Below are 26808 nucleotides of genomic sequence, written 5' to 3' on the forward strand. Positions count from 1 at the left end.
CCTCTGCTGTGACAGACATCGATTGGGACGAGCTGCGCGCCGTCGCGACGGAAGCCATGACGCGTGCGTACGCACCGTACTCGCGCTACCGGGTGGGCGCGGCCGCGCTCGTCAGCGACGGACGCATCGTCTCGGGATGCAACGTCGAGAACGCGTCGTACGGCGTCGGGCTGTGCGCCGAGTGCGCCCTCGTCGGCGACCTGCACATGTCGGGCGGCGGACAGCTCGTCGCCTTCGTGTGCGTCAACAACGACGGGCAGACGATCATGCCGTGCGGTCGGTGCCGCCAGCTGCTGAACGAATTCGCCCTGCCCGGAATGCTGCTCGAGACCGTCTCGGGCATCCGCACGATCGACGAGGTGCTGCCCGACGCGTTCGGGCCCCGCGACCTCGAGGAGGCCGCCCGATGAGCGCCGAGTCCACTGCATCCGCTGTCGAGGCGTTCGACGCCGTCGATGTCATCCGCACCAAGCGCGACGGCGGGGCCGTCGCCGAAGACGCCCTCCGCTGGATGATCGATGCCTACACGCGTGAGTACGTCGCCGACTCGCAGATGGCGGCGTTCGCCATGGCGGTGCTGCTCAACGGCATGGAGCGCGACGAGATCCGCGTCATGACCGACGCGATGATCGCCTCGGGCGAGCGCATGAGCTTCGCCGGACTCGGCAAGCGCACGGTCGACAAGCACTCCACCGGCGGTGTCGGCGACAAGATCACCCTGCCCCTCGCGCCGCTCGTCGCCGCCTTCGGTGTCGCCGTGCCGCAGCTGTCGGGCCGTGGCCTCGGACACACGGGCGGCACGCTCGACAAGCTCGAGTCGATCCCCGGGTGGCGTGCGGCGCTGTCGAACGACGAGATGTTCGCTCAGCTGCGCGACGTCGGTGCCGTGATCTGCGCCGCAGGCTCGGGCCTCGCGCCGGCCGACAAGCGGTTGTACGCGCTGCGCGATGTCACCGGCACGGTCGAGGCGATCCCGCTGATCGCGTCGAGCATCATGTCGAAGAAGATCGCCGAGGGTACGGAATCGCTCGTGCTCGATGTGAAGTTCGGCTCCGGCGCCTTCATGAAGGACGTCGACAAGGCGCGCGAGCTCGCCCGCACGATGGTCGCGCTCGGCGCCGACTCGGGCGTTGCGACGACCGCGCTCCTCACCGACATGAACGCACCCCTGGGCCTTGCGATCGGCAACGCGAACGAGGTCCGCGAATCGGTCGAGGTCCTCGCCGGCGGCGGCCCCGCCGACGTGGTCGAGCTCACCGTGGCGCTGGCGCGCGAGATGCTCGCGCTCGCAGGACAGCCCGACGCCGACGTCGAGGCGGCCCTCGCCGACGGCCGGGCGATGGACGTCTGGCGCCGCATGATCCAGGCACAGGGCGGCGACCCGGATGCCGCGCTCCCCGCGCCCCGCGAGACGCACACGGTCACCGCGCCGACCGCCGGCGTGATCTCCCGGCTCGAGGCGCTGCCCTTCGGCATCGCCGCCTGGCGCCTCGGCGCCGGTCGCGCCCGTGCCCAGGACCCGGTCATCCACGCCGCGGGCATCGACCTGCACGTCAAGCCGGGTGACGAGGTGGCTGCCGGTCAGCCGTTGTTCACCCTTCTGGCCGATGATGGTGCGCGGTTCGACCGTGCTCTCGACGCGCTGCACGGCGCGTGGGAGATCGACGACGACGCTCCGCCCGCGGGGCCGCTCGTCCTCGAGCGCATCACAGCCTGAGCTCCGGCATCCGCCCCTCGGATGCCGTCCTTCCTAACCGTCCTACCCGCTCGTTCACACCAGGGAGCCCGCCATGCCGATCGAACAGCACGCCGACGTGAAACTGCAGGGCGTCTCGGTGCGGTCGCTGCCGAAGGTCTCGCTGCATGACCACCTCGACGGCGGCGTGCGTCCCGCCACGATCGTCGAGCTGGCCGACGAGCTCGGAACCGACCTGCCCGAGACCGACGCGGACGACCTCGCCGACTGGTTCGAGGAGCAGAGCGATTCGGGTTCGCTCGTGGACTACATCAAGACCTTCGAGGTCACACTCGGGGTCATGCAGACCCGTGAGGGGCTGCGCCGCATCGCGCGCGAGTTCGTCACCGACCTCGCCGCTGATGGCGTGGTCTACGGCGAGGTGCGCTGGGCGCCCGAGCAGCACCTGCGCGCTGGTCTGTCGCTGCAGGACGCCGTCGACGCCGTGCAGGAGGGCATCGAAGAGGGCGAGGATGCCGCCGAGGCTGCGGGCGACGACATCCGTGTCGGTCAGATCCTGTCGGCGATGCGTCAGGCCGACCGCTCGCTGGAGATCGCCCGTCTGGCGGTCGACAACCGCGGCCGCGGCGTCGCGGGCTTCGACATCGCGGGCCCCGAGGACGGCTTCCTTCCGGCGGGCCACCGCGAGGCGTTCGACTATCTCGCCTCGGAGTTCTTCCCGGTGACCGTGCACGCGGGTGAGGCCGCGGGCCTCGACTCGATCCGTTCGGCGCTCATCGACGGGCGTGCGCTGCGCCTCGGCCACGGTGTGCGCATCGCTTCGGACCTCAACGTCGTCTCACGTGAGGGCGAAGAGGTGCTCGTCCAGTTCGGCGACCTGGCGCGGTGGGTGCGCGACCGCGAGATCCCGCTCGAGCTGGCACCGTCCTCGAACCTGCAGACCGGTGCCATCGCCGGCTGGGGCACGCAGTGGGAGGATCACCCCTTCGATCTGCTGTACCAGCTGGGCTTCTCGGTCACGGTGAACGTCGACAACCGCACCCAGAGCCGGACATCGCTCACGCGTGAGCTCGCGACCCTGGCGCAGACCTTCGACTACGACCTCGACGATCTCCAGGCCTTCCAGCTGAACGCCGCCGCCGGCGCGTTCCTCTCGGTCGAGGAGCGCGAGGAGCTCATCGAGGTCATCGCGGAGGGCTTCGGGGCATGACCCCGGCTAACCCCGCCTAACCCCCTCGAGGTCCCAGTTGGGCTGGGTGTCGAAGCCTGATTCCCGGCCCAACTGGGACCTCGCGGTTTCTGCCCAGAGGGCGGCGAGCACGCGATGCTCACAGACGCGGGAGCCGGAGGCGTGGGAGCGTCGAAGAGGCAGAGGCTGTCGGGATGCGTCGGCCTCAGCCCCTTCCTGAACCGCTGCGCGGAGTTCCGTTCTCGGTCGGAGCCGCCCGAGCGATGGGCGTGACGGCGGGACGACTCGACGCGAGCGACCTCGAGATCCCGTTTCGCGGTACCCGGACACCGCGCGGAGCCCGCCCCGCGGATGTCGCCGAGCGGTGCACGCAGTATGCGGTGCGGCTGCGGCCCTGGCAGTTCTTCAGCCACGACACCGCGCTCGCGCGATACGGGGCGCCGCTCCCGTTCGGGAGCGATGCGCTCGCCCTGCACGTGGCGGCCCACCGGCCGAAGCGCGAGCCGCGAGCCGACGGAGTCATCGGCCACCGCCTCGGCGAACGTTCTCCGGCGGTGTGGACTGTCAGCGGCATCCCGTTCGAGCATCCCGCCCGCGCGTGGCGGCACGTCGGCGCGGTGTGGCAGCACGACGACCTCGTCGCGGCGGGCGACTACCTCGTCGGCCGCGGCGGGCTCGTGACCCTTGAACAGCTGGCGGACGAGGTCGAGCTGCACGCGGCGCGTGGGCGCAGCCGGCTCATCCGTGCGCTGGCCGACATCCGGCCGGGTTCGGAGTCGTCGGAGGAGACCCGTCTGCGTCTGGTCCTCCAGCGAGCGGGGCTTCCCGAGCCGGAGCTGAACCAGGAGCTGCGACGGGCATCCGGCGTCTTCATCGCACGGCTCGACCTCGCATATCGGCGATGGCGGGTGGCCGTCGAGTACGACGGTCGCCAGCATGCCTTCGACGACGCACAGTTCGCGCGCGACGCCGACCGCTGGCACGCGATCCGAGCGAGCGGCTGGGAGCACGTACGGATCCTGCGCCACCACCTTCGCGGTGACGGTCGGCCGGCGGTCGATATGGTCCGGTCCGCCCTTCTCCGAGCTGGGTGGCGTCCCTGACGCTCGAAGGCCTCACCGAGGTCCCACTTGGGCCGGGTATAGCTGCCGACTTCCCGGCCGAACTGGGACCTCGGGAAGGTGCCCCTGGGGCGTGCCCCCCGGGCGCCGGGTCAGCGGGGGAGGGATGCCACGAGTGCCGACAGCGCCGCGGTGACCTCGGCCCGCATGTCGGCGGGCGAGATCGAGGGGGTACCGTCGCCGGCCTGGGGACCGTAGTCGCCGAAGGATGCGTGGCTGGCGCCGGCGATCTCGACGAAAGTCGCACCGGCGGGCAGCAGGTGGCGGTTGTCGTCGACCTTCTGCGGTGTGGTCAGGCCGTCGTCCGAGCCCGACAGGCTCAGCACCGGCAGCCCTGATGCCGACAGGTCGGTCGCGCAGTATGACCCGAACAGGACGAGCCCGTCGGCATCCGTCGCCATCTGGCACGCCCGTACGCCGCCGAGCGAGTGCCCGCCAACCAGCCAGGTCTCGACCCCGGGGACGAGGTCCGTGAACGACGAGAGCGGCCGCGGGTCGAAGAATGCGAGGTTGAGCCACGGCCGGGTGATCACCACCGTCACATCGTCGTCAGCCACCACGTCGGCGAGGATCGCCGCGTATGCCTCGGCCTGCACTTTCGCGCCCGGCACGAAGACGAGGCCGACACCCCCCGGTCCCGCGGCGGGTTCGAGCACGAGGCTGCCGTCGACCTCCGACATCGCGATGCGCGCGTCGGCGCGGACGGCGGCGAGGGGCTCCGCCTCGGCGTCCATGACTCTGACCTGGCTCCAGACGAGGATGCCGACGACGGCGGCCACCAGGATGCCGGCGATCGACAGCAGGCCGACGCGGACGATCCGTCGCGTCCGCAACCGACGGCGCGGGCGTCCGGGCTCGTCACCCGCCGCCCGCACCGCCGCGTCGCTCATCGGGGGTCTGAGCCGATCGCCGACTGGCGCTCGGCGACCGCGCGCTCGACCCGCGCGAAGAGCGGGTGCGAGGGCTCGAGTCCCGTCACCGAGGCCGTGAAGGATGCCGCATCCTCGGTGCGCAGGCGCTGCTGCAGCTCGACGGACTGCGGGTCCTCCGGGTCGTCGAACGCAAGGGCGGCGCCGATCGCCGCGACCAACGCATCCACCGACAGGCCGGCCTCGGCCGCTTCCGCGGCGGGGCCGACGAAGCGCTCGTGCCGGGAGAGCTTGCGGAGGGGCTGGCGTCCCACGCGTCCGACGGTGTCGGGCAGCTCGGGGTTGGCGAAGCGCCGCAGGATCGTGGCGCGGTACTCCGCGAGCTCGCCGGCGTCGAGACCGTGCTTGTGGACGAGGAGCGCCGAGGTCTCTTCGAGCGCGGCCGAGACGCTCGCGGCGATCTCGGGTACGGCGAGGGCTTCGGCCACGGTCGGGGTACCGGCCTGCGCACCGAAGTACGCCGTCGTGGCGTGTCCGGTGTTGACCGTGAAGAGCTTGCGCTCGATGTAGGGCTCGAGGTCGTCGACGAAGTGCGCGCCGGGGATGTTCGGCAGGTCGCCCCCGAACGGGCCGGACTCGATCGCCCACTCGTAGAACGGCTCGACCGTGACGTCGACGCCGGCGCCCGCGGGCTGCGCGGGCACGATGCGGTCGACGGCGGTGTTGGCGAAGATCGCTCGGCCCGAGACGGCCTCCCACGCGTCACCGGCCTGGGCGCGGATCTCGTCGCGCAGCAGGTCGGTGGCACCGATCGCGTTCTCGCACGCCATCACGGCCAGCGGAGCGGCCGCGGGGTCGCGCAGCGCGAGACCGGCGAGGATGTGCGGCGCGATGAACTTCAGAACAGTGGGACCCACCGCGGTCGTGACGACGTCCGCGGTCGCGACGGCATCCGCGACGGCCTGCGGGTCCTCCGCGCTGTTGAGTGCGCGGAAACCGGTGACGGTGCGGTCGACACCGCCCTCGCCGACCTCGTGGACGGTGTACTCGGACGCGGCGTTGATGGCGTCGACCAGGGGAGCGGCGACATCGGAGAAGACGAGCTCGTAGCCGCCTTCGTTCAGGAGGAGGCCGACGAAGCCGCGGCCGATGTTGCCGGCTCCGAAGTGGACCGCGGTGCTCACTGGTTCACCGAAGCGAGCAGGGCGTAGAGCTCGTCGGGGGTCTGCGCGGCCTTCAGTCGGGCGACGTCGTCCTCCTCGGAGAAGAGCAGGGCGATCTGCGACAGGATGTCGAGGTGCTCGTCGCCCTTGCCGGCGATGCCGACGACGAACGACACGGGCTCCCCGCCCCAGTCGACGCCGCCGTCGTAGCGGACGAACGACAGCGCCGAGTCGAGGATCGCGTCCTTGGTCTCGTTGGTGCCGTGGGGGATGGCGAGCTCGTTGCCCATGTACGTCGACACGGTCTGCTCCCGCTGCTGCATGGCGTCGAAGTACGCGGAAGTGACGGCACCGGCGGACTCGAGAAGGTCAGCGGCCTCCTTCATCGCCTCTTCGCGGGTAGCGCTTCCGGAGTGGATGCGGATCTGACCGATGTTCAGGACCTCACGTGCCATGTCTGTCTCCTTCGAGTGATGTTGCGGGGGGATGACGCGGGGCCGAGGCGGATGGACCGCCCCGGCCCCGGGTCTGGGTTTCGAGCCTATGCGTCGGCGTCGTGCTGCTTGCGGACCATCTCCACGACCTCGTCGTACTTCGGCGAGTTCATGAAGTTGTCCACCGACACGTGCAGCGCGTCGGGGTTCTGCGCCTTCGCGCGGTCGGTCAGCTGCTGCTGCGTGATGACCAGGTCGGCGGTGCCGTCGAGGTTCGCGATGGCCTTGTTGACGACGGTGACGTCCTCGATGCCGGCCTTCTTCATCTTGTTGCGGAGGACGCTCGCGCCCATCGCCGACGAGCCCATGCCCGCGTCGCACGCGAACACGATCGACTGGATCGGCTTGGTCGCCGTCGCGGTGCCGGTGCCGGTCTCGGCGGCTGCGCCGGTGGCGGCGGCCGCACCCGATGCGCGCAGACCCGACAGGGCCTCCGAGCTCTTGCCCTTGTTGGCCTCGGTGCGTGCGATGGCGTCCTCGAAGGTGCCCTCACCGGCCGCCTCGCGGGCGAGGTCGCGCTTGCGGCCCGCCAGCAGGATTGCCGCCGAGACGGCGAACGTCACACCGGCCGAGATGATGACCGACAGGATGACGCCGAGGTGGCTGCCCGGCGCGGTCTGGATGAGCACCGCGAAGATCGACCCCGGCGAGGCTGCCGCGACGAGGCCGGAGTTGAAGATGACGTTGGTGGCAACGCCACTGGCACCACCGGCGATGAGCGCGACGATCAGGAGGGGCTTCGCCAGCACGTACGGGAAGTACACCTCGTGGATGCCACCGAAGAACTGGATGATGAACGCGCCCGGTGCGGTTCCGCGGGCGATTCCCACGCCGAAGACGGAGATCGCGAGCAGCAGACCAGCGCCGGGGCCGGGGTTGGCCTCGACGAGGAAGAGCAGGCTCTTCCCGGTCTCGAGCGACTCCTGGGTTCCGAGCGGGGTGAACACGCCGTGGTTGATGGCGTTGTTGAGGAACAGCACCTTCGCGGGCTCGACGATGATGCTCGCCAGCGGGATCAGGCCGCGGTCGACGAGGAAGCCGACGGCACCACCGAGCACGTCGGTGACGAACTTCATCACCGGGGCAAGCCAGAAGAAGGCTGCGAGCGCCGCGAAGAATGCGACGAAGCCGGCACTGAAGTTGTCGACGAGCATCTCGAATCCGGCGCGGACCTTGCCCGCCCACAGCTTCTCGATCCACTTGAGAGCCAGAGCGGTCAGGGGACCGGCGACCATGGCGCCGAGGAACATGATGGTGCCCGAGGCGCCCACGATGACGCCCATCGCCGCGACTGCGCCGACGACACCGCCGCGGACGCCGAAGACCATGCGGCCACCGGTGTAGGCGATCAGGGTAGGCAGCAGGTAGGTGATGATGGGACCGACCAGGCCGGTCCACTCGGTGCCGTCAGGGGTGACCCCGCCGCCGAGCATGCGGGAGTCGGCCCACTGCCAGGCTTCGATCGGCCCGTCCTGTCCGACCCATCCCGTGTCGATGAACAGAGCGGTGATCAGACCCCATGCGATGAAGGCCGCGATGTTGGGCATGACCATTCCCGAGAGGAAGGTTCCGAAGCGCTGGACGCGGACCCGGACCCCACCTCCCGCGGGTGGTGTTGACGTCGTTGTCATTTCTGGTTCTCCTTCTGGTGCGGTGCAGTGTGTGGTGCGGGTGCTGGTGCTGATCAGATGCCGGCGGCGGTCTGCGCGGCGGCGCGTGCCGAGGCCGCGTCCGTCGCGGTCAGGGCGGCCTCGGCGATGCGACGTGCGTCGTCGAGGGTGTGGGCGAGCAGGGTGGCGCGGACGTCGGCGAGCGCGGTGGGCGCCATCGACAGGCTCGTGGCGCCGAGGCCCACGAGCACGACGGCCAGCAGCGGGTCGGCCGCGGCCTCGCCGCAGATGCCCACGGGCTTGCCGTTGGCCTGGCCCGCCTTGCCGGTCTCGTGGATGAGACGCAGCACGGCCGGGTGCCAGGGGTCCTGGAACGACGACACCGAACCGAGCAGGCGGTCGGCGGCGAGCGTGTACTGCGTCAGGTCATTGGTGCCGATCGAGGCGAAGTCGGCGACCTTGAGCACGTGGTCGGCGAGCAGCGCCGACGACGGCACCTCGACCATGACACCGGCGGTCTTGATGCCGTACTCGCGAGCGATTCCGACGAAGTACTCCGTCTCCTCGACGGTGGAGACCATGGGGGCCATGACCCACAGGTCGGCCTCGGTCGCGGCATCCGCTTCGGCGAGCGCGGTGAGCTGCTCGCGCAGGATGTCCTCGCTGGCGCGGAGGGCGCGGAGCCCGCGGAGCCCGAGCGCCGGGTTCTCCTCGTGCGCGTCGTTGAGGAATGCGAGCGGCTTGTCGGCCCCGGCATCCAGGGCGCGGACGACGACCTTCTGGCCCGGGAACGCCTGCAGCAGCTTCGTGTAGGCCTCGCGCTGCTGCGCGACGGTGGGGGCCTGAGCGGAGCTGAGGAAGAGGAACTCGGTGCGGAAGAGGCCCACGCCCTCGGCGCCGAGCTCGACGGCCTGCGCCGCTCCCTCGGGCTTGCCGAGGTTCGCCAGCAGCGGGATGGCCGTGCCGTCGGCGAGTGCACCGGGGGTGATCGGGGCGGATGCCGCCGACTTCCGCTCGTCGGCGCGGTTCTGGGCCTGCGCGAGCTCGTCGTCGCTCGGGTCGGTCGTGACGACGCCCTTCGCGGCGTCGACGATGACGGTCTCGCCGTCGGAGAGGCTCGCGGCCTCGGTGACGCCGACGACCGCGACGATCGACTTCTCACGGGCCAGGATCGCGGTGTGCGAGGTCGGACCGCCCTCGGAGGTGACCAGCGCGAGGACCATGTCGAGGTCGAGCAGCGCGGTGTCTGCGGGGGCGAGGTCCTTCGCGACGAGCACGAACGGGTGTCCCGGCTCGGGCACGCCCGGGGCGGGGACACCGCGGAGGTGCGCGATGACGCGCTGCGCGACGTCGTCGAGGTCTGCGGCGCGCTCGCCGAGATAGCCGCCCATCGCCGACAGCTGGTCGCGGAACGAGGCGAAGGCGTCGTAGACGGCGAACTCGCCGGTCTTGCCGGCCTGCAGGCGGGTCGCGACCTCGGCCTCGAGGCTCGGGTCCTCGGCCATCATGGCCTGCGCTTCGAGCACGTCGCGGGCGGCTCCGCCCGCCTGTGCGCCGCGCTGTTCGAGTTCACGCGCGACAGCGGCGACGGCATCCTTCACGCGCGCCGTCTCTTCGTCGAGCGAGCGCTGCGACTTCTCGTCCTTCGGAGCGGGAAGCGGCTCCGCCATCCGTGCGATCGGTCCCTGCGCGACTCCCAGGCCGATGCCCACTCCGCGAAGCTCACTCATTGCTCGATCTCCTTCGTATCGTCCGTGTTCGTATCGATGGTCGTTCGTGGTCACTCGTCGTGGTCGGTGGCGAGGAGGTCGGCGAGTTCGTCGAGGACGTTCTCCGCGCTGTCGCCGTCGGCCGTGAGGGTGACGTAATCGCCGTACTCGACGCCGAGCGCGATGACTCCGAGGATGCTCGCCGCGTTCACGGGCGAGCCCGATCCCTTCGAGATCGTGACGTTGGCACCCGACTGCTTGACCGCCTGGGCGAACAGCTTCGCGGGACGGGCGTGGAGCCCGTTGGACGATCCGATGCGGACGGTACGCGATGCCTCGCTCATGAGGAGGTCCTCTCCGTTGATGGGATGTCGGTGCTGGAACGTGTGGTGGCAGCCGGAGCGGTGATCAGCGCGAGCGTCCGGCTGCCGTCGAGATCTCGGAAGATGTCGGCGGGCATCAGGATGACGCGCGTTCCGCGGGCAGCCGCGGCCTCGGTGATCCGGTCCAGCTTCGGGATGAGCTGGGGGCCGACGAGGACGATGTCCGCCGCGTCGAGATCGATCGGCAGTGACTGCTCGGTTCCGGCGGTGGCGGTGATGTCCAGACCGCGTGCTTGCGCCGCATGGCGCACTCGCTGTGCGACGAAAGTACTCGACGCACCCGCGCCGCATACGACCAGGATCCTCATCGACCCGCCTCCTCCTCTCCCCATTGTTGTGAGCGGCCTGAGAGGCGACAAGGCCTTCCTGCTTCCGCAGGGGCGGAAGGTGAGTCGGGCCATGATGGAATGGGAGCGTGACCAGGAGCCGGCAGGACCGCGTCCTCGCGATTCTCGCGCGAGACGGCGACTGGGTGACGGCAGCCGCGCTCGCCGACGCGATCGGGGTCACGCCGCGCTCCATCCGAAGCTATGTCACGGCGCTCAACGCCCGGGTCCCCGACGGCGCCGTGGTCGAGTCCGGGCCGCAGGGCTATCGTGCGGGGCCGGACAGTGCCGCCGCGGTGCACGTGGGTGACGCGGGCACACCTCGCGACCGGCTGCACCGCCTCGTGCGCGCACTGCTGGATTCCTCCGAGGGGATCGACCTCTTCGAGACCGCGGAGGCCTTCTTCGTCAGCCCCGCCACGATCGACGCCGACCTCGGCCGGGTGCGCGGCCTGCTCGGCGGCACCGAGCTCAGCCTCGAGCGCACGTCGTCGCGGGCGCGCCTGCGCGGCACGGAGATGGCTCAGCGGCGGCTCCTCAGCCGGCTCGCGCACGAAGAGACCGACGACGGATCGTTCGACCTCGACAGTCTTCGTCGCACTCTCGGCGAGCGGTCCGTCGGGGCGGTGGCCTTCGGCCCGTTCAAGGATGATCTCGTCGCCGAGCTCACCGAGCTCGGCTACTTCGTCAACGAGTTCGGCATCGGCGACGTCGTCATGCACATCGCCATCGCCGCCGATCGCATCACTCGGGGTCGGGCGCTCGAAGTGGCCGAGGCCGACGACGCCGCATTCCGCGCGGAGGTCGGCGACATCCTCGATCGCCTCACGCGACGCCACCTCGGGGTCGTCCTGGGCTCAGGCGACCGGCAGCACCTCGCCGCCCTCGTGCTCACACGTGTCGTCGCCCCGGGGGCGACCGAGCCGGCGGCGCTCGTCCGCGAGCGCATCGACCCGGATGTCGCGACCGCGGTGCGCGACGTCGTGCGGCGCGCGGCCGCGGAGTTCCTCGTCGACATCGACCAGGAGGACTTCGTGCTGCGCCTGTCGCTGCACGTGCAGAACCTCAAGCACCGGGCGCGCGAGCAGGCGTGGTCGCGGAACCCGCTCACCCGGTCGCTGAAGACGACGTATCCGATGATCTTCGAGGTCGCCGTCTACATCGCCGACGCGCTTCGGGGCCTCCTCGGCATCCCTCTCCTCGACGACGAGATCGCCTACATCGCGATGCACGTCGGCGGGCGCCTCGAACGCAGCCGGCTGTCGGCGCAGGCGCTGACGGCGACGATCGTCTGCCCCGGCTACTACGAGCTCCACGAGCTGCTGCGTTCCAGTGTCGACCGGTCGTTGGGGCAGGCACTGGATGTCGTGGGCGTCGAGACGCGCGTCGACCCGGACTGGGCCTCGATCGACACCGACCTCATCCTCTCCACCATCGCGCCTCCCGTGATGAGCGATCGGATCGTCCACATCCAGCCGTTCCTCACCGACGCCGACATCGATCGCGTGCAGACCGCCGCGGCCCGGCTTCGACGCGCTCGCCGCCTCGCGCGCCTGCGCGCCGAGCTCGAGCGCTACTTCGACCCCTCCGCCTTCATCCGCGGGCTCGACGGCGAGGGCGGGGAAGAGGCCTCGATACGCCGACTGGGCTCGCTGCTCGTCGAGCAGGGGGTCATCGACGACGACTACATCGAGCGCACGATCGAGCGCGAGCGGCTGTCCTCCACGGCCTTCACCGACGCGCTCGCCGTGCCGCACGCCATCGGCATGACGGCCACGCGCACGGCCATCTCGCTCGGCATCGCGGATCCCTCGATCGCGTGGGGCGACGGGCGGGTGCAGGTCGTGGCGATGGTGGCGTTCTCCGAATCGGATCGCGCCGCGTTCCAGACCGTCTTCGAGCAGCTGGTCGAGGTTTTCAGCGAGCGCGAGAGCGTGCAGCGGATCGTGCGCCGCGGCACGACCTTCAGCGCCTTCCTCGACGAGCTCGTGGCGGTCGTCGACGGCTGATCGCCTGCGCTCAGCGGGCCAGTCGCGCCCCGAGTCCCAGCTTCACCGCGGGCCACTCGTGCGGGAGCACGGAGTACACGACGGTGTCGCGCAGCGTTCCGTGCGGCCCGAGCCGGTGGTTGCGGAGCACGCCGTCCTGCTTCGCGCCGAGCCGCTCGATCGCCGCGCGCGATTGGCGGTTGTGCCATGACGTGCGGAACTCCACCGCGATGGCGTCGCAGGCCTCGAACGCGTGGGCGAGCAGGAGGCGTTTCGCGGCGGTGTTGACGGCTGTGCGCTGCACGGCGGGCGAGAGCCAGGTGTGCCCGATCTCGACTCTGCGGTTGGGTTGGTCGATGTTGCAGAACGTCGTCATCCCCACCGCGATGTCGCCCCGCAGCACGGCGAACGGGTTCATGTGCCCCTCGTCGCGCCAGGCAAGTCGCTGCGTGATGTCCGCCGACACCGAGTCGGGAACCGAGGTGTACCAGGCGTACTCGAGTCCGACGGTGGCCCGCGTCAGGTCGTCGGCATGTTCGTACGCGAGCGGCACGAGCCGCACGTGGTCGTCGGCGAGCTCCACGGGTTCGGTCAGCAGCACTCCCGAAGCCTAGCGGCGCGGAATGCGCGACGCGTGGGCCGTGCGTGCTGGAACGCGTGCGTCAGCCGATGGTCGCGAGCAGCCCGCGGACACCGGCCTCGAGAGCGGCGAGCCGGGATGCCGCGTCGGCGGGCGAGTCTCCGCGGACGTCGAGGTACAGCTTGAGCTTGGGCTCGGTGCCGCTCGGGCGTACGAGGATGCGGGCGTCGCCCTCGAGCCACAGTCGGAGGATGTCGCCGAGCGGCGGCCCCGTCACCGGAGCGGCGAGATCCTCGAACGACACGACTGCGGCATCGCCGATCCGCGTGGGCGGCGCCGCGCGGAGGGCGGCGGTGATGCGCCCGATGACCGCGAGGTCGTCGACGCGCACCGACACCTGTCCGCTGGCGAAGCTGCCGAACTCGGCGTCGAACTCGGCGAGCAGGTCGCCCAGCGCACGGCCCTGCTCTCGCGCCTCGGCGGCGAGGCCGAGGATCGCGATGGCGGCGGAGATGCCGTCCTTGTCCTTCACCGTCTCCGGATTGACGAGGTAGCCGAGCGCCTCCTCGAATCCGAAGACGAGCCCGGGGGCGCGTGAGATCCACTTGAACCCGGTCAGGGTGGCGTGGAAGTCGAGGCCGTAGCGCTCGGCGACGACCTGGAGCGCGGGGGAGGAGACGAGCGAGCAGGCGAGCGATGCCCCCGGCGTCGTGCCACCCTCCGCGGCGCGACGCGCCGCGCGCCAGCCGAGCAGCAGACCGATCTGATTGCCCGTCAGCCGCCGCCAGCCGCCCTCCGCCGCGGCATCCGGAATCGCGACGGCGAGACGATCGGCGTCGGGGTCGTTGGCCAGGATGAACTCGGCGTCGTTCGCGCGCGCTGTCTCGAGCGCCAGGTCCATCGCGCCCGGCTCCTCGGGATTGGGGAAGGCGACGGTGGGGAACCGGCCGTCCGGCTCCGCCTGCTCGGCGACCTGAACGGGGTGGGGGTAGCCGGCGGCGTCGAGGATGCGCAGCATCGTCTCGGTCCCCACGCCGTGCATGGCGGTGTAAACCCAGCGCATCCCGTTCGCGCCGGCAGGAGCCGGGGCGACCGTCGCCGTCGCCGCGACGTAAGCCTCGACGACCGCGTCGTCGGCGGTCTCGTACCGCTCGGAGCGGGGGAGGGCCGAGATGTCGCCCGCGTCGGCCACCCGCTGGATGTGCGCGGCGATCTCAGCGTCGGCGGGCGGCACGATCTGCGAGCCGTCGTCGGCGCCGCCGAGGTAGACCTTGTACCCGTTGTCGTCAGGCGGGTTGTGGCTCGCGGTGACCATGACGCCCGCGTCAGCGCCGAGGTGCCGCACCGCGAACGCCAGAACCGGCGTCGGGAGCAGACGGGGGAGCAGGATGGCCCGCAGGCCGGCGCCCGCGAAGATCTCGGCGGAGTCCTGTGCGAACCGCGCTGAGCCCCGGCGTCCGTCGTAACCGATGACGACGACGGGAGGGGCGTCCGGGCCCGCCTTCTCGAGGAGGTACGCCGCCAGGCCCGCGGCGGCCTGCGTCACGAGAACGCGGTTCATGCGATTGCTTCCGGCGCCGAGCCGGCCGCGGAGTCCCGCGGTGCCGAAGGCCAGGCGGGTGCCGAAGCGGTCGACGAGGTCGGCTGCGGCGACGGCATCCCCCGCCTCAGCCGCCGCGATGACCGCGGCCAGCTCGTCCCGGGTCTCGGGGTCGGGATCCTGAGCGAGCCAGGCTCGCGCCGCGTCCCACGGCACCACCGGGGTCGTCGTCTCGACGCCCACGCCCGTGACGGGCTCGTCCGCGGCGGTCACAGCGCCTCGATCACGCGGGCGAGGAGCGCTGAGATCACCGGCTCGGCCTCGCGTCCGGCCTCGATCACCTCGGCATGGCTGAGGGGGCTCTCCTGGATGCCGGCGGCGAGGTTGGTGATGAGGGAGAACCCGAGGATCTCCATGCCGGCCTCGCGCGCGGCGATGGCCTCGAGCGCCGTCGACATGCCCACGATGTCGCCGCCGAGCGTGCGAGCCATCCGGACCTCGGCCGGCGTCTCGTAGTGCGGGCCGCGGAACTGCGTGTACACGCCCTCGTCGAGCGTCGGGTCGATCGAGCGGGCGATGTCGCGCAGCCGCGAGGAATACAGGTCGGTCAGGTCGACGAAGGTCGCGCCCTCGAGCGGCGAGTCGGCGGTGAGGTTCAGGTGGTCGCTGATCAGCACGGGCTGGCCGGGGCGCCACGTCGGCTTGATGCCGCCGGCGCCGTTGGTCAGCACCATGATCTTCGCGCCCGTGGCCGCGGCCGTGCGCACGCTGTGAACGACCCGGCGGACGCCGTGACCTTCGTAGTAGTGGGTGCGCGCGCCGATGACGAGGATGCGTTTGCCCTCCGGGGTCAGGATGCTGCGAAGCGTGCCGACGTGCCCCTCGAGCGCGGGCTTGCTGAATCCGGTGACGTCGGTGGCGGGAATGGTCGCCGTGGTCTCACCGATCAGCTCGGCCGCACGACCCCACCCGCTGCCGAGGGTGAGCGCGATGTCGTGGCGCTCGACGCCGCTGATACGGGCGATGTCGGCCGCGGCCTCGCGGGCCACATCGAGCGGGTCGACCGCGGGATCGTCGAGCGGGTGCACGGAGGAGTCAAGCATCCCCCCACTCTAAGACGCGCGACCGCTCCGACGCAGGCGTGCGCGATGGCCTCCGCGGCTGAGGAAGAATGGAGACCATGTCGCCTCTCAGCTTCGAGCGCACCCAAAGCGTCGCCGTCCTCGGTGGCGGCCCCGGCGGATACGAGGCGGCCCTCGCCGCCGCCCAGCAGGGCGCGGAGGTGACGCTGGTCGAACGCGCCGGCGTGGGCGGCTCCGCGGTCATCACCGACGTCGTCCCCTCGAAGTCGCTCATCGCCACGGCTGATGCGGCCGTCGCCATCAGCGGGGCATCCGATCTGGGGGTGCAGCTGTTCGCGCGGTCCGATTCCGGCACGCCGCTCAAGCCCGAGGTCGCGATCAACCTCGCGGCGGTCAACCGCCGACTGCTTTCCCTCGCTCGCCAGCAGTCCGACGACATGCGCGCGCAGCTCGTCGAGGCCGGCGTGCGCATCATCTCCGGTCACGGCCGCCTCGACGGCACGCACGCCCTCATCGCGGCGACCGGCCCCGGGGGCACGGACTTCGACCGCGTCGAAGCCGACACCCTGGTCGTCTCGGTGGGTGCCTCGCCGCGCGAGCTGCCGAGCGCGAAGCCTGACGGCGAACGCATCCTGACGTGGACGCAGCTCTACGACATGAAGTCCCTGCCCGAGCACCTCATCGTCGTGGGCTCCGGCGTCACCGGCGCGGAGTTCGCGTCGGCGTACATGAACCTCGGCGCGAAGGTCACGCTGATCTCCAGCCGCGACCAGGTGCTCCCGGGCGAAGACGTCGACGCGGCCGCCGTCATCGAGAAGGTCTTCAAGCGCGGCGGGATGACGGTGCTGTCGAAGTCTCGCGCCGAGAGGGTCGAGCGCACCGAGAACGGCGTCGTCGCGACGCTCTCGGACGGTCGCACGGTCGAGGGGAGCCACTGCCTCATGGCGGTCGGCTCGATCCCCAACACCGCCGGCATCGGGCTCGAGGAGGCGGGCGTCCAGCTCACCGACTCCGGTCACATCCAGGTCAACCGCGTCGCGCGCACCTCCGTGCCGAACATCTACGCCGCCGGCGACTGCACCACCTTCGTGCCGCTCGCCTCGGTGGCCGCGATGCAGGGGCGCCAGGCCGTCTTCCACGCGCTCGGCGACACCGTCATCCCGCTCGATCGTCGCCGCATCACCGCGAACATCTTCACCGCTCCCGAGATCGCGACGGTGGGTCAGCAGCAGAAGGACGTCGAGTCGGGCCTCGTCAACGGCTACGTCCACAAGCTCCCGCTCGCCGCGAACCCGCGCGCGAAGATGATGGGCGTCAAGGACGGCTTCGTGAAGATCATCGCGCGTGAGGGCTCGGGCACCGTCATCGGCGGCGTCATCGTGGCCCCCCGTGCATCCGAGCTCATCTATCCGATCGCGATCGCCGTCGAGCGCCGTCTCACCGTCGACCAGGTCTCGCGCGTCTTCGCGGTGTACCCCTCGCTGACGGGCAGCATCACCGATGCCGCTCGCGCGATGCACCTCGTCCAGCGCGACGAGGATCCGCTGTCCTGAGCGGCGCCGACGTACCAACGTCGGAGAATCGCGCGAAGGTCGGAGCGGTACGAGCGAACGGTTCCGCTGTTCGCGACATTCTCCGACGTTCGCGCGGCGCAGGACGCGGGTAGGTCAGTCGACCTCGGCGTAGAACCGAGTCTCGGGTTCCGCGGCGACGTCGACGGTTACCGCGGTCGTCCGGCCGGCATCGGCGAAGTCGAGCCGGTGCGGCTGCTCGTCGCAGGCGATATCGGACTGCAGGGCACGCGAACCGGTCGCGGTGGCTGCTTCGACGAAGACGGTCGCGGTGTGCCCGCCGAAGCAGCGCACCTCGACCGCGGCCACCGGGCCGGGTTCGCCGAGCGTCAGGGTGACGCCGGCGGCGGCATCGGTCCTGTCTCCGACGGGGCTCGTGTTCCCGCTCGCGATGCCGACCCCGAGGTCCGCATCCGCGCGTTCAGCGGCCACCGAGGCGAGCCACGCATCCGCCGCCGCGAGATCCACGGTGGTGGGAGCGCAGGCGCTCAACCCGAGCACGAGCCCCAACGAGCAGACGACGGTGATGACACGTGAACGATGCGGCATGGCCCCGCTCCCGTCACGAGATGGTGAGCAGGGGGTGGCCCGCGCCGACCGTGGTGCCCGGGGTCGCATCGATGGCGCCGACGACGCCGTCCTTGTGCGCCTGGATGGGCTGCTCCATCTTCATCGCCTCGAGCACGACCACGAGGTCGCCCTTGACGACCTGCTGACCGGCCTCGACCGCGACCTTGACGACGGTCGCCTGCATGGGCGACTTCACGGCGTCTCCGGATGCCGCGGCGCTCGCACTCGCGGCGTGGGAGCGGCGCGACGGGGGCACCTGAGCGGGGCGCCCCACGGCGACCGGCGGTGTGGCGACACGGTCGGGAAGGCTGACCTCGAGCCGCTTGCCCGAGACCTCGACGACCACGGTGTGGCGGCCGCTCGGCTGCGCGGGAGCCTCCGACTCGCCGTCCCATGCAGGGATGTCGTTGACGAACTCGGTCTCGATCCAGCGGGTGAAGACGCCGAACGTGCCGTCCTCCGCCGTGAAGGCGGGCTCGCGCACGACGCGGCGGTGGAACGGCAGGACCGTCGGCATGCCGGCGACCTCGAACTCGTCGAGCGCGCGTCGCGAGCGCTCGAGGGCTTCCTCGCGGGTGCGCCCAGTGACGATGATCTTGCCGAGCATCGAGTCGAACGCGCCCGAGACCGAGTCGCCCGCGGTCACGCCGGAGTCGAGACGGATGCCGGGGCCGCCGAACGTCTTGAAGACGTGGATGCGGCCGGGCTGAGGCAGGAAGTTGCGCCCGGGGTCCTCGCCGTTGATGCGGAACTCGATGGAGTGCCCGACGGGGGCCGGGTCGTCGTAGTCGAGCGTGCCGCCTTCGGCGATGCGGAACTGCTCGCGGACGAGGTCGATGCCGGTGACCTCTTCGGACACCGGGTGCTCGACCTGCAGTCGGGTGTTGACCTCGAGGAACGAGATCGTGCCGTCGGCGCCGATGAGGAACTCGCAGGTTCCCGCGCCGACGTAGCCGACCTCGCGCAGGATGGCCTTCGAGGCGGAGTAGAGGATGTCGTTCTGCTCGGCGGTGAGGAAGGGGGCGGGTGCCTCTTCGACGAGCTTCTGGTGGCGTCGCTGCAGCGAGCAGTCGCGCGTGGAGACGACGACGACGTTGCCGGCCGCGTCGGCGAGGCACTGGGTCTCGACGTGGCGCGGCTTGTCGAGGTACTTCTCGACGAAGCACTCGCCGCGACCGAACGACGCGATGGCCTCGCGGGTGGCCGATTCGAAGAGTTCAGCGACCTCGTCGAGCTCGCGCGCGACCTTGAGCCCCCGCCCGCCGCCGCCGTAGGCGGCTTTGATGGCGATCGGCAGACCGTACTCGTTCGCGAAGGCGATGACCTCGTCGGCGCCGCCCACCGGCCCCGGAGTGCCCGGGGCGAGGGGAGCGCCCACCTTCTCGGCCACGTGGCGCGCGGTCACCTTGTCGCCGAGAGCCTCGATGGCTTCGGGTGTCGGGCCGATCCAGGTGAGGCCGGCGCCGATGACGGCACGCGCGAACTCGGCGTTCTCGGCGAGGAAGCCGTAGCCGGGGTGCACGGCGTCGGCACCGGAGCGGCGGGCGACGGAGAGGATCTTCTCGATGGAGAGGTAGGTCTCGGCACTCGTGGATCCCTCGAGGGCGTACGCCTCGTCGGCGAGGCGAGCGTGGAGCGCGTCGCGATCCTGGTCGGCGTAGACGGCGACCGACGCCTTCCCGCTGTCTCGGGCGGCGCGCACGATTCGGACGGCGATCTCGCCGCGGTTCGCGATCAGGACCTTGGCGATCTCAGGCATGAATGCCAGCCTAGCGAGCGCAGGCGCTCCTCTTTTGGATCACTCGCACAAAGTGATCGACTGAACGTGGGCGGATGCCTACCAACGCGGCGTCTCGGTCACGACGCGCGGGGCGTGGTCCACAGGTCGGGCCAGGCCACATCGAGCTCGCGGACGAGGCGGCGCAGCGTCGACAGCGACATCCCCACCACGGTCGAGGGATCGCCCTCGACCCGCGTGATGAAGGCGCCGCCGAGACTGTCGACGGTGAAGGCGCCCGCGACCTGCAACGGCTCGCCGGTGGCGACGTAAGCCGCGATCTCGTCCGCGGAGATGTCGTCGGCGAAGGTCACCGCGGCCTCGGCGACCGCGTGAGCCTCACGCGGAGCGGCGCCCGGACGAACCCGGAACACGGAGTGACCGGAGTGGAGGATGCCGGTGCCCCCGCGCATCCGCTCCCACCGCTCGGTCGCGACCGTCGGGAGCAGGGGCTTGCCGAGCACCTCGCCGTCGAAGGCGAACATCGAGTCACCGCCGATGACGATGCCGTCGAACTCGGGCTCGTCGCGCAGGAGAGCCGCGACGACGTCGGCGGCCTTGCGGCGCGCGAGCAGCAGAACGTGCTCCTCGGGCGGCAGAACCCGGCCCTCCGCTGATTCGAGCGCGGCGACGACAGCCTCCTCGTCGACCTCGGGCGCACGTGTCGACGGTTCGATGCCGGCCTGTCGCAGCAGCATGAGTCGGGCGGGGGAGGTCGAGGCGAGGCACACGCGCATGCCGTTCACGCTACCCGTGGGCGCGTGTGTGCGAGCATCGTGGGATGCAGTCCGGCGACCTTCTCGATCTCGACGTCACCGACGTCGCCCATGGCGGCGTCTTCGTCGCCCGTCACGAGGGGCGCGTCGTGTTCGTCCCCGACGCGATCCCCGGAGAAAGGGTGCGGGCACGGCTGACCGACACCGCGAAGTCCTCGTTCTGGCGGGCCGAAGCTCTCGAGGTGCTCGAGGCGTCGCCGCACCGGAGGTCCCATGTCTGGGCCCCGGCCGACATCGGCACCGCACCGGAGAACCGGCCCGGCGGGGCGGACTTCGGCCACATCGAGCTCACGTACCAGCGCGAGCTCAAGCAGCGGGTCCTGCGCGACGCCCTGCAGCGCTTCGGCGGCGTCGACAGCGACGTCGTGGTGGCCGCCGCGGGTGCCGACGAGACCGCCGACGGCACCGGATGGCGCACGCGCGTCAGCCTCCACGTCGACGACGAGGGGCGCATCGGTCCTTTCGCGGCCCGATCGCATCGCGTCGTCGAGGTCGACGATCTGCCCCTGGCGACGCCCGCGATCGCTGACGCGGTGTCGCGCGGCCGCTCGGCGGCTCCCGGTCGTCTCGACCTGGTGCAGCCCTCCGATGGGCGGGTGCGCGCGCTGCCGCGGCCCGAGACCCCCCGCCGTCGTGGTCGGGGCGGCCCCCGCCCGGTCGTGGACCCGGCTCTGCGCGAGACGGTGATCGAGCGGGTCGGCGACCGCGAGTTCCGGGTCGACGCGGGGGGCTTCTGGCAGGTCCACCGTCTCGCGCCGGCTGCTCTGCGGAACGCCGTGCACGAGGGGCTGCGCGCGGCAGGACGCGACGCGGTGGATCCCGAGGCGTGGCACCTCGATCTGTACGGCGGCGTGGGGCTGCTCGCGGCCGCCGTCGCGGAGCTCGGCGGCCCCGCCACCCGGATCACGAGCGTCGAGTCCGATCCGCGTGCCACCGACCATGCCGGTGAGAACCTCGCCGAGTGGGTCGGCGCGCGCGCGGAGACCGGTCGCGTCGACCGCTGGCTCGCCCAGACGGAGCAGGCGGCCTCGAGCGCCGAGCGTGCTCGGATGCGCGCCGGGGTCACGCTCCTCGATCCGCCGCGGGCGGGGGCCGGCCGCGAGGTCGTCGACTCGCTGCTGCGGTTGCGCCCCGCGACCCTCGTCTACGTCGCGTGCGATCCCGTCGCCCTCGCGCGCGACCTCGGCATGCTCCGCGCCGGGGGCTATGCGCCCGTGTCGCTGCAGGGGCTCGATCTGTTCCCCAACTCGCACCACGTCGAGGCGGTCGCGGTACTCACCGACGAGGGTCCGCTGTCCTAGGCTGAGCGCATGACACGGGTGGCACTCATCGACGATCACGAGTCGGTCCGACTCGGGCTCGCTGCCGCCTGTTCCCGCGCGTCCGTCGTCGACGTCGTCTTCACGGGCAGCACCGTCGCCGAGTACTTGCGCTGGCGCAAAGAGACCGGCGAGGCACCGGCGGATGTCGTCGTCCTCGACCTCATGCTCGGCGACGGCGCCACCGTCTCCGAGAACGTCGCGCAGCTCGTGTGGGACGGATCGCAGGTCATCATCCACAGCGTCGCCGACCGGCCGGCCGCCGTGCGCGAGGCGCTCGCCGCCGGAGCGCTCGGCGTCATCAGCAAATCAGCGCGCGCCGATGACGTCGTCGCGGCGATCCGGACGGTGGCGCGCGGCGAGCACCTCGACAACGTCGAGTGGGCCAGCGCCGTCGACGGCGACCGGGCGTTCGCCGACGCTCAGCTCTCCGCGCGCGAGCGCGACGTGCTGCGGCTCTATGCGGCGGGCCTTCCGCTGAAGGCCGTGGCCGAACGCCTGGGGATCGCCTATTCCACCGCGAAGGAGAACATCACCCGCGTGCGGGTGAAGTACGTCGAGGTCGGCCGCCCCGCACCCACCAAGGTCGACCTCCTCCGCCGTGCGATGGAAGACGGTCTCGTCGCCGAAGCCTCCGATGTCCGCTGACCCCCCTGACACCGGAGTCCCCCGTCCCCGCCGGCCCGCGGAGTTCCGTGAAGCTCTGGCTCAGACGCAGCGGTTCACCCAGTCGCGCATCGACCGCATCCTGGGAATCGTCGTCGGCGCGGGAAGCTCGGTCATCGGCATCCAGGCGCTCGTGGGCGCGCTCAGCGCGCCGGCGGGAAACCCGACCTGGAACACGATTCTGCTGGTCGTCGTCCTCGGCTCGCTCCTGATGATGTGCATCTCCCTCCTCACCTCCCGGGGTGTCCGCGTCTTCGCGGGGATCTTCGCGGGCGTCTTCCCGATCGCGACGCTCCTCTGGCCGCTCGCAGCCGGAACCGGCACGACGGTCGACGAGCAACCCTGGCTGTGGTTCCTCATCAACGTCGGCACCGTCGCGGCCGTGTTCTGCATGCCGCTCGCGGGGCAGATCGTCTGGGCGTTCCTGCTGCCGCTGCTCTACGGCACCATGCGGCTGACCTTGCTGCCACTCACGCCCGCCACCGTGCTCGATGTGGCGCTGGACTCCGCGTTCGCCATCATCCTCGCCAGTGTCCTGATCGTCGTGGGATGGATCCTCCGCTCTCTCGCCGCCAGCATCGACAGCGGGCGGGAGGGGGCCGTGCGCTCCTTCGCGCAGGCGGCGGCCGCCGACGCGGTGGAGAAGGAGCGGGTCGCTGTGGCAGCGCTCATGCACGACAGTGTGCTGGCGGCCCTCATCGCGGCCGAACGGGCCGAGACCGACCGGGAGCGCACCCTCGCGGTATCGATGGCTCGTGACGCCCTCACCCGTCTTGCGAACGTCGACCAGGAGGCGGGGGAGGGCCCGGACGCGCCGGTGTCGGCCCCCGCTCTCGGTGCCGAGCTCGAAGCGAGCGTGCGGAGGCTGCATCCGGCGACCGCCGTCACCCACGACATCGGCCCCGACGCCGTGGCGGTTCCGGGTCGCGTCGCGCGTGCGCTGCAGCTCGCGGCCGCGCAGGCCGTCACCAACTCGGTCGAACACGCCGCTGCGGCGAACCTGCGCGTCTCGTTCCGAGCCGACGCCACCGGGCTGGGCATCGCAGTGAGCGATGACGGTCCCGGTTTCGAGGCGTCTCGCGTCGCCGAAGACCGCCTCGGCATCCGCGCGTCGATCATCGCGCGCGTCGCCGCGGTGGCAGGAGTGGCCACCGTCGAATCCGGCGCGACCGGAACGACCGTGTCGATCAGCTGGCGGGAGCGCCCATGAACCGTTCGGTCCGTTGGGTGCTCTCAGCGCTCGGCGTCGCGTTCACCGCGTATCTCGCGGTGGGCGGCATGTTCTGGACCCGCCCCGTCGACGTGCCGGTCGTGCTGGTCCTCAACCTCGTGGTGTACCTCGCCGTCACCGGGCTGTGCATCTTCTGGCCCACGCGGCCGATGGGCGTTCCGTCGCGGCCCGCCGCCGACGTCCCGGCGTTGAGCGCGGTGACGGCGGGGATGAGCCGCCCGGCGCCGCTGCCCCTGTGGATCGCGCTGCTCGCCTTCGCCGTGACGATCGTGATCCCGTCCGCCACGTGGTGGGCCGCAGGCGAGGCCGGGCGGCTGCAGCCCTTCGCAACCTGGAGCCTCGGCGGTCTCGGGGCGCTGATGGCGATCCTCGTCGTCCGGCGGCGGTCGATCGTGGCCTGGTCGGGGATCGCGATGCTGTTCCTGCAGTCGGTCATCTGGATCGGTCCCGAGCCGACTCTGTCGCTCGGCGCCGTCGGTTCCGCCCTCTGGGTGGGCGGTGCGCAGATCATCGTGCTGCTGATCGACCGAGCCGCCGTCGAGACCGCGCAACTGACGGCCCTTCAACGCGAGGCGTCCGAGTGGCTCGCGACGCAGGAAGGGCGCCGGCGGGAGAGACGCGTTCGCGTCCAGCGAGCGCTCGCCGTCGCGGGCCCGGTGCTCTCGCGGACCATCAAAGCCGACGGCGACCTCGATGATGACGAACGGCTCCAAGCCCGGCTCGCCGAGGGACGTCTGCGTGATGAGCTGCGCGGGCCCCGCCTGCTGGACGATGCGGTGAGACGCGTCCTCGAGGACGTCCGACGCTCGGGCTCTCACGTCACCTTCCTCGACGAGGGCGGGCTCGACGGGCTCGATGAACGCGAACTCGCCGCCATTCGAGCCGAGCTCGCCGACGTGCTCGACGGCGTGCGGTCGGAGCGCCTCTACATCCGCACGTCGACGCATCCCGATACGGCGGTCACGGTGGTCGGCCGATCACGTCACGACGACGGTTCCGACGAGACGGTCGACCTCTGGCGCGAGATCGCGCGGCCTCGCCCGCGCCTCTGATACCGACGGGGTGCTGGGGGCGAGGGGCGGCGAAGCCGCCCGCCCCTCGCCATGCGAGTGGTTACCCGAAAACCGACTCGCAGCAGTCACCGGCACGAAGCTCAGGTGACCGAACGCAGTAGCGTTCCAGCAGATCCAGTCTGTGGCAATGTGCCAGATCTGTCTGTAGGTATTTCGGGGGACAAAATCGCTCGGGAGCGAACCGCCCCGAGCGAGCTGTCAGCCGGTGAACCTGCCCCAGCCGAAACCGCGGCGCAGCGGGGTCCGCAGCGCGCGCGCCGAGCGACGCCACGCCGATTCGGGCGTCGGCTCCGGGGCGACGGCCTCGGCCGCCTCCTGGGCGTACGACTCGCTCACGACGGCGATGAGCGCGGCGAGCTCTTCGGGCGTCGGGTTGCCGCGGCGCACGTCGATGCGGAGGGGTCGCTCCTCGCGCGCCGCCTCGTCGCGAGCGTCATCCGGCCCGGTCACAGCGGGATGTTCCCGTGCTTCTTCGCGGGCAGCTCGGCCCGCTTGCCGCGCAGCGCGCGCAGCGACTTGGCGATGTACACGCGGGTCTGCGCGGGCTCGATGATGCCGTCGAGCTCGCCGCGTTCGGCTGCGAGGAACGGGGAAGCCACGTTGTAGGTGTACTCGGATGCCAGGCGCGATCGGACGGCGGCGACATCCTCGCCCGCCTCTTCGGCGCGCTTGATCTCACCGCGGTAGAGGATGTTCACCGCACCCTGCCCGCCCATCACGGCGATCTCCGCCGTGGGCCAGGCCACGTTGACGTCGGCGCCCAGCTGCTTCGACCCCATCACGATGTACGCGCCGCCGTAGGCCTTGCGCAAGATCACCGTGACGAGGGGGACCGTCGCCTCGGCGTAGGCATAGAGCAGCTTGGCGCCGCGGCGGATGACGCCGGTCCACTCCTGGTCGGTGCCCGGGAGGTAGCCCGGGACGTCGACGAGAGTGACGATCGGCACCGAGAAGGCGTCGCAGAAGCGCACGAACCGGCTCGCCTTCTCGCCGGCGTCGATGTTCAGCGTGCCCGCCATCTGCGAGGGCTGGTTGGCGATGATGCCGACGGTGCGGCCTTCCACCCGGCCGAAGCCGACGACGATGTTCGGCGCGAACAGCGGCTGCACCTCGAGGAAGTCGCCCTCGTCGACGATGCCGGCGATCACCTGGTGGATGTCGTAGGGCTGGTTCGGGGAGTCGGGGATGACGGTGTTCAGGGTGCGGTCGTCGTCGGTGGTCTCCCACTCGAAACCGGTCTCGTAGACCGGGGCGTCCGACATGTTGTTGTCGGGCAGGAAGCTCAGGAGCGAGCGCGCGTAGTCGATCGCGTCGTCCTCGTCCTCGGCGAGGTAGTGCGCGACACCCGAACGCGTGTTGTGGGTGTGGGCGCCACCGAGCTCCTCCATGCCGACGTCCTCGCCCGTCACCGTCTTGATGACATCGGGGCCGGTGACGAACATCTGGCTCGTCTTGTCGACCATGATCACGAAGTCGGTCAGGGCGGGGGAGTAAACCGCGCCGCCGGCGGCCGGGCCCATGATGAGAGAGATCTGCGGGATGACGCCGGATGCGGCGGTGTTCAGGCGGAAGATCTCGCCGTACTTGCCGAGCGCCACGACGCCCTCCTGGATGCGGGCGCCGCCGGAGTCGAGGATGCCGATGATCGGCATCCCGCCGCGGAGGGCGAGCTCCATGACCTTGATGATCTTCTCGCCTGCCGACTCGCCGAGCGAGCCGCCGAACGTGGTGAAGTCCTGCGAGTAGACCGCGACCGTGCGTCCGTGGATCGTGCCCACCCCGGAGACGACGGAATCGCCGTACGGGCGGGAGCGGTCCATGCCGAACGCGGTGGTGCGATGCCGCACGTACTCGTCGAGCTCGACGAACGACCCCGGATCGACGAGCATCTCGATACGCTCGCGCGCGGTGAGCTTGCCCTTCTTGTGCTGCTTCTCGCGTGCCGTGTTCTCGGCGTCGACGACGGCCGACTGGTAGCGCGCGCGGAGGTCGGCGATCTTGCCGGCGGTCGTGGACAGGTCGGGCTGGTCGGTCACGCGTTCCACCCTATCCAGCGCTGCCCCGCAGCCGTTGGA

Annotated in this window: 25 protein-coding genes; 10 read left to right on the forward strand and 15 right to left on the reverse strand. The window is 71.0% G+C overall.

All coding sequences use genetic code 11. From position 1 onward, the window contains the following. Nucleotides 1-8 precede the first annotated feature (8 nt). The 4 genes from DEU36_RS12420 to DEU36_RS12435 all read left to right on the forward strand — a co-directional run bounded on the left by DEU36_RS12420 (nucleotide 9) and on the right by DEU36_RS12435 (nucleotide 3988). Nucleotides 9-410 (forward strand): cytidine deaminase, encoded by a 402-nt coding sequence (locus DEU36_RS12420; protein ID WP_023955526.1) that lies wholly within the window; start codon nucleotides 9-11, stop codon nucleotides 408-410. Continuing rightward, the gene (locus DEU36_RS12425) at nucleotides 407-1717 is read left to right on the forward strand and encodes a thymidine phosphorylase (protein WP_120264659.1); all 1311 of its coding nucleotides are present in this window, start codon (nucleotides 407-409) and stop codon (nucleotides 1715-1717) included. Before DEU36_RS12420 ends, DEU36_RS12425 begins: the two co-directional genes overlap by 4 nt. Before the next feature lie 73 nt (nucleotides 1718-1790). Further along, the gene (locus DEU36_RS12430) at nucleotides 1791-2906 is read left to right on the forward strand and encodes an adenosine deaminase (RefSeq protein WP_120264660.1); all 1116 of its coding nucleotides are present in this window, start codon (nucleotides 1791-1793) and stop codon (nucleotides 2904-2906) included. Between the two features lie 173 nt (nucleotides 2907-3079). Next, on the forward strand, nucleotides 3080-3988 hold the full coding sequence (locus tag DEU36_RS12435; RefSeq protein ID WP_147374413.1) for a hypothetical protein: 909 nt from the start codon (nucleotides 3080-3082) through the stop codon (nucleotides 3986-3988). Nucleotides 3989-4098: 110 nt separating this feature from the next. Here the strand turns inward: DEU36_RS12435 and DEU36_RS12440 are convergent, their stop codons facing one another. The 7 genes from DEU36_RS12440 to DEU36_RS12470 all read right to left on the reverse strand — a co-directional run bounded on the left by DEU36_RS12440 (nucleotide 4099) and on the right by DEU36_RS12470 (nucleotide 10542). Beyond that, the gene (locus DEU36_RS12440) at nucleotides 4099-4896 is read right to left on the reverse strand and encodes an alpha/beta hydrolase (RefSeq protein WP_120264662.1); all 798 of its coding nucleotides are present in this window, start codon (nucleotides 4894-4896) and stop codon (nucleotides 4099-4101) included. Next, a complete protein-coding gene (locus DEU36_RS12445) occupies nucleotides 4893-6059 on the reverse strand; it encodes a mannitol-1-phosphate 5-dehydrogenase (protein ID WP_120264663.1) in 1167 nt (388 codons plus the stop codon). The genes DEU36_RS12440 and DEU36_RS12445 overlap by 4 nt, the downstream gene beginning before the upstream one ends. Then, entirely contained in the window at nucleotides 6056-6493 is a 438-nt protein-coding gene (locus DEU36_RS12450) for a PTS sugar transporter subunit IIA (RefSeq protein WP_023955519.1), read from the reverse strand. Before DEU36_RS12450 ends, DEU36_RS12445 begins: the two co-directional genes overlap by 4 nt. Before the next feature lie 86 nt (nucleotides 6494-6579). Then, nucleotides 6580-8163 (reverse strand): PTS mannitol transporter subunit IICB, encoded by a 1584-nt coding sequence (locus tag DEU36_RS12455; RefSeq protein WP_120264664.1) that lies wholly within the window; start codon nucleotides 8161-8163, stop codon nucleotides 6580-6582. Between the two features lie 53 nt (nucleotides 8164-8216). Then, nucleotides 8217-9872, reverse strand: a complete 1656-nt coding sequence (ptsP, locus tag DEU36_RS12460; protein WP_120264665.1) for a phosphoenolpyruvate--protein phosphotransferase — start codon at nucleotides 9870-9872, stop codon at nucleotides 8217-8219. A 50-nt stretch (nucleotides 9873-9922) separates the two neighbouring features. Continuing rightward, a complete protein-coding gene (locus DEU36_RS12465) occupies nucleotides 9923-10195 on the reverse strand; it encodes an HPr family phosphocarrier protein (protein ID WP_120264666.1) in 273 nt (90 codons plus the stop codon). Next, nucleotides 10192-10542 carry a PTS sugar transporter subunit IIB gene (locus DEU36_RS12470; protein ID WP_120264667.1) on the reverse strand — a complete coding sequence of 117 codons (351 nt, stop codon included), beginning with the start codon at nucleotides 10540-10542 and terminating at the stop codon, nucleotides 10192-10194. Before DEU36_RS12470 ends, DEU36_RS12465 begins: the two co-directional genes overlap by 4 nt. A gap of 107 nt (nucleotides 10543-10649) precedes the next feature. Here DEU36_RS12470 and DEU36_RS12475 point away from each other — a divergent pair, with 107 nt between their 5' ends. Further along, entirely contained in the window at nucleotides 10650-12569 is a 1920-nt protein-coding gene (locus DEU36_RS12475; RefSeq protein WP_120264668.1) for a transcription antiterminator, read from the forward strand. Between the two features lie 10 nt (nucleotides 12570-12579). On the opposite strand, the gene DEU36_RS12480 is transcribed toward DEU36_RS12475, so the two are convergent. The 3 genes from DEU36_RS12480 to DEU36_RS12490 form a co-directional block, all read right to left on the reverse strand. Next, the gene (locus DEU36_RS12480; RefSeq protein ID WP_120264669.1) at nucleotides 12580-13149 is read right to left on the reverse strand and encodes a GNAT family N-acetyltransferase; all 570 of its coding nucleotides are present in this window, start codon (nucleotides 13147-13149) and stop codon (nucleotides 12580-12582) included. A 61-nt stretch (nucleotides 13150-13210) separates the two neighbouring features. Further along, nucleotides 13211-14887, reverse strand: coding sequence for a phospho-sugar mutase (locus DEU36_RS12485; protein WP_120265155.1), 1677 nt, complete (start codon nucleotides 14885-14887; stop codon nucleotides 13211-13213). A gap of 50 nt (nucleotides 14888-14937) precedes the next feature. Beyond that, on the reverse strand, nucleotides 14938-15771 hold the full coding sequence (locus tag DEU36_RS12490; protein ID WP_120264670.1) for a purine-nucleoside phosphorylase: 834 nt from the start codon (nucleotides 15769-15771) through the stop codon (nucleotides 14938-14940). A 68-nt stretch (nucleotides 15772-15839) separates the two neighbouring features. Between DEU36_RS12490 and DEU36_RS12495 the strand changes: the two genes are divergently transcribed. Beyond that, nucleotides 15840-17303: an NAD(P)H-quinone dehydrogenase gene (locus tag DEU36_RS12495; RefSeq protein ID WP_120264671.1), complete on the forward strand. Its 1464-nt coding sequence runs from the start codon at nucleotides 15840-15842 to the stop codon at nucleotides 17301-17303. Nucleotides 17304-17417: 114 nt separating this feature from the next. Here the strand turns inward: DEU36_RS12495 and DEU36_RS12500 are convergent, their stop codons facing one another. The 3 genes from DEU36_RS12500 to DEU36_RS12510 all read right to left on the reverse strand — a co-directional run bounded on the left by DEU36_RS12500 (nucleotide 17418) and on the right by DEU36_RS12510 (nucleotide 20405). Next, the gene (locus tag DEU36_RS12500; RefSeq protein WP_120264672.1) at nucleotides 17418-17870 is read right to left on the reverse strand and encodes a hypothetical protein; all 453 of its coding nucleotides are present in this window, start codon (nucleotides 17868-17870) and stop codon (nucleotides 17418-17420) included. Between the two features lie 13 nt (nucleotides 17871-17883). Then, a complete protein-coding gene (locus DEU36_RS12505; protein ID WP_120264673.1) occupies nucleotides 17884-19650 on the reverse strand; it encodes a biotin carboxylase N-terminal domain-containing protein in 1767 nt (588 codons plus the stop codon). A gap of 98 nt (nucleotides 19651-19748) precedes the next feature. Continuing rightward, on the reverse strand, nucleotides 19749-20405 hold the full coding sequence (locus tag DEU36_RS12510) for a nucleoside triphosphate pyrophosphatase (RefSeq protein ID WP_120265156.1): 657 nt from the start codon (nucleotides 20403-20405) through the stop codon (nucleotides 19749-19751). Between the two features lie 44 nt (nucleotides 20406-20449). On the opposite strand from DEU36_RS12510, the gene DEU36_RS12515 reads away from it, so the two are divergent. Genes DEU36_RS12515 through DEU36_RS12530 form a run of 4 tightly spaced genes read left to right on the forward strand, consistent with a single transcriptional unit; the run spans nucleotide 20450 to nucleotide 24712 of the window. Then, on the forward strand, nucleotides 20450-21745 hold the full coding sequence (locus DEU36_RS12515; RefSeq protein ID WP_120264674.1) for a class I SAM-dependent RNA methyltransferase: 1296 nt from the start codon (nucleotides 20450-20452) through the stop codon (nucleotides 21743-21745). 9 nt (nucleotides 21746-21754) lie between these two features. Beyond that, entirely contained in the window at nucleotides 21755-22411 is a 657-nt protein-coding gene (locus DEU36_RS12520) for a response regulator transcription factor (RefSeq protein WP_120264675.1), read from the forward strand. After that, nucleotides 22401-23639 (forward strand): ATP-binding protein, encoded by a 1239-nt coding sequence (locus DEU36_RS12525; protein WP_259455368.1) that lies wholly within the window; start codon nucleotides 22401-22403, stop codon nucleotides 23637-23639. The genes DEU36_RS12520 and DEU36_RS12525 overlap by 11 nt, the downstream gene beginning before the upstream one ends. Continuing rightward, nucleotides 23636-24712: a hypothetical protein gene (locus DEU36_RS12530; RefSeq protein ID WP_120264676.1), complete on the forward strand. Its 1077-nt coding sequence runs from the start codon at nucleotides 23636-23638 to the stop codon at nucleotides 24710-24712. Before DEU36_RS12525 ends, DEU36_RS12530 begins: the two co-directional genes overlap by 4 nt. Before the next feature lie 219 nt (nucleotides 24713-24931). On the opposite strand, the gene DEU36_RS12535 is transcribed toward DEU36_RS12530, so the two are convergent. Together DEU36_RS12535 and DEU36_RS12540 are read right to left on the reverse strand one after the other, a co-directional pair. Beyond that, the gene (locus tag DEU36_RS12535) at nucleotides 24932-25183 is read right to left on the reverse strand and encodes an acyl-CoA carboxylase subunit epsilon (RefSeq protein WP_120264677.1); all 252 of its coding nucleotides are present in this window, start codon (nucleotides 25181-25183) and stop codon (nucleotides 24932-24934) included. Next, entirely contained in the window at nucleotides 25180-26769 is a 1590-nt protein-coding gene (locus DEU36_RS12540; RefSeq protein ID WP_183045392.1) for an acyl-CoA carboxylase subunit beta, read from the reverse strand. Before DEU36_RS12540 ends, DEU36_RS12535 begins: the two co-directional genes overlap by 4 nt. Nucleotides 26770-26808 lie beyond the last annotated feature (39 nt).

Origin of the sequence: Microbacterium sp. AG238 (assembly GCF_003610405.1) — a bacterium.
GTDB lineage: Bacteria > Actinomycetota > Actinomycetes > Actinomycetales > Microbacteriaceae > Microbacterium.

Coding starts and splice junctions, on each gene's coding strand:
- DEU36_RS12425 (WP_120264659.1), top strand. CDS start 407: ATGAGCGCCGAGTCCACTGCATCCGCTGTCGAGGCGTTCGACGCCGTC.
- DEU36_RS12430 (WP_120264660.1), top strand. CDS start 1,791: ATGCCGATCGAACAGCACGCCGACGTGAAACTGCAGGGCGTCTCGGTG.
- DEU36_RS12435 (WP_147374413.1), top strand. CDS start 3,080: ATGCGTCGGCCTCAGCCCCTTCCTGAACCGCTGCGCGGAGTTCCGTTC.
- DEU36_RS12440 (WP_120264662.1), bottom strand. CDS start 4,896: ATGAGCGACGCGGCGGTGCGGGCGGCGGGTGACGAGCCCGGACGCCCG.
- DEU36_RS12450 (WP_023955519.1), bottom strand. CDS start 6,493: ATGGCACGTGAGGTCCTGAACATCGGTCAGATCCGCATCCACTCCGGA.
- DEU36_RS12455 (WP_120264664.1), bottom strand. CDS start 8,163: ATGACAACGACGTCAACACCACCCGCGGGAGGTGGGGTCCGGGTCCGC.
- ptsP (WP_120264665.1), bottom strand. CDS start 9,872: ATGAGTGAGCTTCGCGGAGTGGGCATCGGCCTGGGAGTCGCGCAGGGA.
- DEU36_RS12465 (WP_120264666.1), bottom strand. CDS start 10,195: ATGAGCGAGGCATCGCGTACCGTCCGCATCGGATCGTCCAACGGGCTC.
- DEU36_RS12470 (WP_120264667.1), bottom strand. CDS start 10,542: ATGAGGATCCTGGTCGTATGCGGCGCGGGTGCGTCGAGTACTTTCGTC.
- DEU36_RS12490 (WP_120264670.1), bottom strand. CDS start 15,771: ATGCTTGACTCCTCCGTGCACCCGCTCGACGATCCCGCGGTCGACCCG.
- DEU36_RS12495 (WP_120264671.1), top strand. CDS start 15,840: ATGGAGACCATGTCGCCTCTCAGCTTCGAGCGCACCCAAAGCGTCGCC.
- DEU36_RS12500 (WP_120264672.1), bottom strand. CDS start 17,870: ATGCCGCATCGTTCACGTGTCATCACCGTCGTCTGCTCGTTGGGGCTC.
- DEU36_RS12505 (WP_120264673.1), bottom strand. CDS start 19,650: ATGCCTGAGATCGCCAAGGTCCTGATCGCGAACCGCGGCGAGATCGCC.
- DEU36_RS12510 (WP_120265156.1), bottom strand. CDS start 20,405: ATGCGCGTGTGCCTCGCCTCGACCTCCCCCGCCCGACTCATGCTGCTG.
- DEU36_RS12515 (WP_120264674.1), top strand. CDS start 20,450: ATGCAGTCCGGCGACCTTCTCGATCTCGACGTCACCGACGTCGCCCAT.
- DEU36_RS12520 (WP_120264675.1), top strand. CDS start 21,755: ATGACACGGGTGGCACTCATCGACGATCACGAGTCGGTCCGACTCGGG.
- DEU36_RS12525 (WP_259455368.1), top strand. CDS start 22,401: ATGTCCGCTGACCCCCCTGACACCGGAGTCCCCCGTCCCCGCCGGCCC.
- DEU36_RS12530 (WP_120264676.1), top strand. CDS start 23,636: ATGAACCGTTCGGTCCGTTGGGTGCTCTCAGCGCTCGGCGTCGCGTTC.